The sequence below is a fragment of the Kitasatospora sp. NPDC047058 genome (genome assembly GCF_040643935.1).
GTDB lineage: Bacteria > Actinomycetota > Actinomycetes > Streptomycetales > Streptomycetaceae > Kitasatospora.
The window spans coordinates 1-6,195 of sequence record NZ_JBEYVJ010000384.1; the positions used below are offsets into that span (position 1 = coordinate 1).

General features: G+C 74.5%; 5 protein-coding genes. 4 read left to right on the forward strand and 1 reads right to left on the reverse strand.

Going from position 1 to position 6,195, the window contains the following annotated elements:
- Positions 1–98 precede the first annotated feature (98 nt).
- The 3 genes from ABZ885_RS33435 (at position 99) to ABZ885_RS33445 (ending at position 3,318) form a co-directional block, all read left to right on the forward strand.
- Complete coding sequence (locus tag ABZ885_RS33435) at positions 99–815, forward strand: hypothetical protein (RefSeq protein WP_360197139.1); 717 nt, start codon at positions 99–101, stop codon at positions 813–815.
- Positions 816–993: 178 nt separating this feature from the next.
- Positions 994–2,196 (forward strand): serine/threonine-protein kinase, encoded by a 1,203-nt coding sequence (locus ABZ885_RS33440; protein WP_360197142.1) that lies wholly within the window; start codon positions 994–996, stop codon positions 2,194–2,196.
- Between the two features lie 270 nt (positions 2,197–2,466).
- Entirely contained in the window at positions 2,467–3,318 is an 852-nt protein-coding gene (locus ABZ885_RS33445) for a fumarylacetoacetate hydrolase family protein (RefSeq protein ID WP_360197145.1), read from the forward strand.
- A gap of 93 nt (positions 3,319–3,411) precedes the next feature.
- On the opposite strand, the gene ABZ885_RS33450 is transcribed toward ABZ885_RS33445, so the two are convergent.
- Positions 3,412–4,152 carry a TetR/AcrR family transcriptional regulator gene (locus ABZ885_RS33450; RefSeq protein ID WP_360197148.1) on the reverse strand — a complete coding sequence of 247 codons (741 nt, stop codon included), beginning with the start codon at positions 4,150–4,152 and terminating at the stop codon, positions 3,412–3,414.
- Positions 4,153–4,412: 260 nt separating this feature from the next.
- On the opposite strand from ABZ885_RS33450, the gene ABZ885_RS33455 reads away from it, so the two are divergent.
- The gene (locus ABZ885_RS33455) at positions 4,413–6,119 is read left to right on the forward strand and encodes a DUF885 domain-containing protein (protein WP_360197151.1); all 1,707 of its coding nucleotides are present in this window, start codon (positions 4,413–4,415) and stop codon (positions 6,117–6,119) included.
- Positions 6,120–6,195 lie beyond the last annotated feature (76 nt).

Sequence of the window (6,195 nt, forward strand, 5' to 3'; positions counted from 1 at the left end):
TACAGCGTCTTCACGTCCAGGCAGCCCGAGTGCCCGAACGGGCTGGAGCCGGTGAAGCGGATCAGGTACCAGTAGAGGAACTGCCAGTCGTAGCCGCGATGCAGCTCCAGGCGGTCGCCCAGGACTCCGTGGTCGCGCTCGGGGCCACCGACCGGGACACCCTCAACGCCTGGCGGGACTTCACCTGGTACCTGAGCCGGGCCGGCGACCTCGACGGCGCGATCCGGCTGCTCACCTCGGTGACCGAGGACATGCGGCTCGCCCTGGGCCAAGCCGACCCGGACACCCTCGCCGCCCGGTACCACCTGACCTGGTGCATCGGCGAGAGCGGCGAGACGGTCAGCGCGATCCGCCGGCTCACCCAGCTGCTGCCGGACATGCACGCCGTCTGGGGCGGTCACGACGCGCGGGTGCTGAAGGCGCGGCACGACCTCGCGGTGTACGCGGCCAACCGGGGCGACCTGGACGGCGCCGTGCTCCAGCTGCGCACCCTGCTGCCGGACCTCGCCCGGGCGCTCGGCGAGCAGCACCCGACCACCGTGCAGGCCTGGCACGACCTGTCCGCCTACCAGCAGCGGCTGGCGCAGCCGGCCCGCCGCTCCCGCAGCGCGCGGAAGGTGCGGATCGGCCAGGCCGAGGCGCTGGTCCTGGTCCGGCGCCTGCTGGCCTGGGACTTCACCTCGGACCAGGAGGCCGACGCCTGCCTGACCGCGCTGGAGCGCGGTACCGGCATCAAGGGGGTCGGGGACTGGATCCTCTCCGCGCCGGACCACGTCACGGCCGAGGACCTGGTGGAGGAGATCTTCGGGCCGTGACGCCGTGACGCGGTGACGCGGACGCCGTGACGCCGTGACGCGGTGACGCGGTGACGCGGTGACCGGCCCTTCCGGAACCGGGGCCGTGTGTTCACCCGCCCGTCCGCCCCCGCCGCTATCGTGTCCCGGTCACGGTGAACACCGTTCGGATCCGGTGGACTTGGGGGCTGGGGGAGACATGAGGGCTGGGGAGGTGCTGGACGGCCGCTACCGGCTGGAGCGCAAGCTCGGCGCGGGCGGGTTCGGCGTGGTCTGGGCGGCGCACGACAGCAACATCGGACGGTCGGTCGCGGTGAAGGTGCTCTCGGAGGAGAAGGCGAGCGACGAGGAGGCGGTCGAGCGGTTCGTCCGGGAGGCGAAGACCGCCGGCAGCCTCTCCAACCCGCACATCGTCACCCTGCACGACTACGGCCGGGTGCAGCAGGGCGCCTGGTCCACCCACTACCTGGTGATGGAACTCGTGCACGGCCGGCCGCTGTCCGCCCTGCTCAGGGAGGGCACGCCGGACCTCGCGCTCTCGCTGAAGTGGATCCGGCAGGTCTGCAAGGCGCTGGACGCGGCGCACCGCTCGGGCGTGGTGCACCGCGACATCAAGCCGGAGAACATCATGATCGCCGACAGCGGCGAGGCGAAGGTGCTGGACTTCGGCATCGCCCGGCTGCTCACCCAGACCGGCGGCGGGCTCACCTCCACCGGCGTGGTCATCGGCACCCCGCCCTACCTGGCCCCCGAGTGCTGGTCCGGCGACCCGATCGACGGCCGCGCCGACCTGTACGCGCTCGGCGTGGTGCTCTTCCAACTCTGCACCGGGCAGCGGCCGTTCAACGCAGGGACGCCGGTCACCATGATGTACCAGCACCTGAACGACCCACCGCCGCCGATCCGCACCCCCGACCCGGCACTGGCCGTCCTGGTCCGCCGGCTGCTCGCCAAGAACCCGGCCGACCGGCCCGCCGACGCCGCCGAGGTCCGCCGCCGGCTGCGCGAGATCAAGGTCGGCGTCGAGGAGCCCAGCGCCGAGTCGCTGCGCCGGCGGGCCGACCAGGCCTGGCAGTACGGGGTGGAGGGCCGGCCGGGGGAGGCCGTCGAGATCCTCACCCGGCTGGTCCCGCAGCTCGCCCGGATCTGCGGCCCGGACGACCTCCGCACCCTGCGCACCTGCCACGACCTGGCCCTCTGGCTGGCCCGCGACGGCAGCCCGGGCGCCGCCGTGGCGCTGCTGGGCGAGCTGGAGCAGGCGCTCGCCGCCGAGCCGGACGCCCGCGCCGACGCGGTGCGCGACCTGGAGCGCTGGCGGCGCGAGCGCGACCGCAGCGGACCGGGCGCGCCCCGCACGCTGTCCCTGCGGCAGCTCCTCGACGGCGGACCGCAGCACGGCTGAGGCGCCGCCGACGGCCGGGCCGCCGCGCCGGGTCGTCGTGCCGGGCCGCCGTGCCGGGGCCCGCGACCGAGCCCGCCCCCGCGCCGGGGGCTGTCAACCGTACGGGCACCCGATTCGGCACGGTCGCCGCTTGTGGGAATTGATAGGAATTCGCCCACCGGAACACCCTGGTTCGCAGGTGGGAGGCGTTGATATACCTCGCAGGCAAGAGTCCGGGTGCGGTCTGCGGCCGCCCCGGCCAGCTGCGAAGAAACTGGTGGTGACGCTCAGATGAAGCTCCTCCGTGTCGGACCGCCGGGCGCCGAGCGTCCGGTCGTGCTGGGCCAGGACGGCACCGCGTACGACCTCTCCGGACGGGCCCGGGACATCGACGGCTCCTTCCTCGCCGGGCTCGACCCGGCCGCGCTGGCCCGTGACGTGGCGGCCGGTCTGCTGCCCGAGGCCGACCTCGCAGGGCGGAGAGTGGGCGCGCCGGTCGCCCGGCCCGGCAAGGTGGTCGGCATCGGGCTCAACTACCGCGACCACGCCGCCGAGGCCGGGGCGCCGATCCCGGAGGAGCCGGTGATCTTCCTCAAGCCCAGCTCCACCGTGGTCGGGCCGTACGACGAGGTGCTGGTGCCGCGCGGCGGCGAGAAGACCGACTACGAGGCCGAACTGGCGATCGTGATCGGCCGCACCGGCCGCTACCTGGAGGACCACGCGGCGGCGGCGGAGGTGATCGCCGGCTACGCCATCGCCAACGACGTCACCGAGCGCGCCTTCCAGTTCGAGCGCGGCGGCCAGTGGGACAAGGGCAAGTCGGCGGAGACCTTCACCCCGCTCGGGCCCTGGCTGGTCACCGCCGACGAGGTGGCGGACCCGCAGCGGCTGCCGCTGCGCCTATGGGTCAACGGCGAGCTGCGGCAGGACGGCTCCACCGCGCAGATGATCTTCCCGGTGCTGGAGATCGTCCGGTACGCCAGTCGGTTCATGGTGCTGGAGCCGGGCGACGTGATCGTCACCGGCACCCCGGCCGGGGTCACCCTGGGCCGCCCGGGCACCCCGTTCCTCGCCCCGGGGGACATCGTCGAGATCGAGATCGACGGGCTCGGCCGCCAGCGCCAGGTGCTCGGCAAGGCGTGACGCGCGGCATCGCTGCCGCCCCGGGCCCGTCCTGAGACGGCCCCGGCCCCGGGCACGGGGGCCGGGGTGGGGGTGCCTCCCCGCGGTGCGCCGTCAGGCGTCCGGAGCCAGCAGCGCGCGCAGCCGGGCCGCCCGGGAGTCGTCCGGGCCCTCCAGCGCCAGCAGGCCGGCCAGCACCTCCGCGGTCTGCGGGTCGCCGAGCGCCGTCGCCGCCGCCATCGCCACGAACTGGTCCACCAGCCAGTCCCGCAGCTCGGTCACCGGGACCGTCCGGTCCCCGTCCAGCCAGGTCAGCGAGGCGCCCTCGACCACCGCGATCCACGAGCGGACCAGCAGCGTCAGCCGGGCCCCGGCCTCCCGCACCCCCAGATGGCGCAGCGTCCGCTTGAGCGCCGCCCGCCGTACCTCGTCCACGATCGCCGACGTGCCCGCCGTCTCCACCACCGAACCGCCGCGCAGCAGCGCCGCGTAGCCCGCGTCGTGTTCGGCCACGAAGGCGAAGTAGCGGTCCAGCACGGCGGCCAGCTGCGCGGTCGGGGTGCCGGTCAGCGGCACGGTGAACCGGCTGGTCAGCTCCTCGGCCGCACTGCGCAGCGCGGCCTCGTACAGCTGCTGCTTGCCGCCCGCGAAGTAGCGGTACACCAGCGGCCGGGACGCTCCGGCGGCCTCCGCCACGTCGTCCAGGCCCACCTCCTCGGGGGCCCGCGCGGCGAACAGCTCCAGGGCCACCGCGATCAGCTGCTCCCGCCGCTGCTCCACCGGCAGCCGCCGGTATCCGGCGCGGCGCGGGCGGGCCTCGGAGGTGCTGGGGGCTGAGGCTGAGCTGGCGTCCATGGCGGTCAGCGTAACGGCCGTCCCGTCGTTCCGCCCCTGGCCTGCGGCGTACTTCTCGAACGGCCGTCCGTGCCCCGCCCCTTCACCTGATCGGGTGACCGCTTCCGGCCGGGGCGGGCCTGTCCCGGCCGGGGGAGCCGGTGGCCCGGCCGGGACGGGCGCGGTGCGCGCGCACCGGCCGGCCGGACGTCCCCGATCTGGCCGGTCCATGCCAGGGGAGGGGGGCTTGCAATCGGGCCCTGCCACGAAATGATGTCCGGATGGTTGAAGAACTGATCAGCTCCGACGGCACCACCCCGCGCCGTATCGCGGACGCCTACGTCAAGGCGCTCGCTTCGCTGGACCCGCTGACCGCGGTGTACCTGGGGCTCAACCCCGAGGACGACCGCCTGCCCGACCTCTCCCCGGCGGGCAACGAGGCGATCGCCGCCCTGGCCCGGCAGACCCTCGCCCGGCTCGCCGAGGCGGAGGAGGCCGGTGCGGCCGAGGACGAGGCCGAGCGCCGCTGCGCCCGGCTGCTGCGCGAGCGGCTCACCGCCGAACTCGCCGTCCACGACGCGGGGGAGGGCTTCCGCGCGATCCGCAACCTCGGTTCGCCGGTGCACAACCTGCGGGACGTCTTCATCCTGATGCCCACCGAGACCGAGCAGCAGTGGGAGCAGGCCGGCCGCCGGCTGGCCCGGGTGCCCGCCGCGCTGGAGCAGTACCGCGAGACGCTCGCCGAGGGCATCCGGCGCGGCCTGCTCTCCGGCCCCCGCCAGGTCGCCACCATGGTCGGGCAGCTGGAGGAGTGGGCGGAGGGGGAGCACCCCGGCGGCTGGTTCGGCGAGTTCGTCCGGCAGGCCCCCGAGTCGCTGCGTCCGGGCCTGGTCGAGCTCGCCCTCGCCGCCTCCGACGCGCTGGACCGGCTGCGCGAGTGGCTCGGCGACGAGTACGCCGCGGCCGCCGCCGACGCCCCGGACACCACCGGCCGCGAGCGCTACGGCCGCTGGGTCCGCTACTGGACCGGCGCCGACCTCGACCTCGACGAGGCGTACGGCTGGGCCTGGGAGGAGTTCCACGACCTGCTCGCCCAGATGAAGGCGGAGGCCGGGAAGGTGCTCCCCGGCGCCACCCCGATGGAGGCGATGAAGTGGCTGGAGAGCGACGGCCCGGCCATCGAGGGCGCCGAGGCCACCCGCGAGTACCTCCAGGGCCTGATGGACCAGGCGGTCAACGACCTCCAGGGCACCCACTTCGACCTGGCCGAGCCCGTCACCCGGGTCGAGTCGATGATCGCCCCGCCCGGCAGCGCCGCCGCGCCGTACTACACCGCCCCGTCGCTGGACTTCAGCCGCCCCGGGCGGACCTGGCTGCCGACCCTCGACCGGCAGAGCTTCCCGGTCTGGGACCTCGTCTCCACCTGGTACCACGAGGGCGTCCCCGGCCACCACCTCCAGCTCGCGCAGTGGAGCTACGTCGCCGACCGGCTCTCCACCTACCAGGTCAGCATCGGCGGGGTCAGCGCCAACCTGGAGGGCTGGGCGCTGTACGCGGAGCGCCTGATGGACGAGCTGGGCTACCTCACCGACCCCGGCCACCGGCTCGGCTACCTCAACGCCCAGATGATGCGCGCACTGCGGGTGATCGTGGACATCGGCATGCACGCCGGCCTGGAGTTCCCCGCCGACTCGCCGTACAAGCCGGGCGAGACGGTCCTGCCGGACTCCGCCCGGGAGTTCTTCGGCCTGTACTGCGGGCTGTCGGCCGAGTTCCTGGACAGCGAGCTGGTCCGCTACCTGGGCATGCCCGGCCAGGCGATCGGCTACAAGCTGGGCGAGCGCGCCTGGCTGCGCGGACGCGCGGCGGCCCGGGCGGCGCACGAGGCGCGCGGCGAGGCGTTCGACCTCAAGGCCTGGCACATGGCCGCCCTCTCGCAGGGCTCGCTGGGCCTGGACGACCTGGTCGCGGAGCTGGCCGCGCTGTAGCGGCGCCGGCCGCGCGACGGCGGGTCCCGGAGTGCCGGTATTCGGGTGCTCTTCGGCCGTTCTCCTTCGGGGCGCC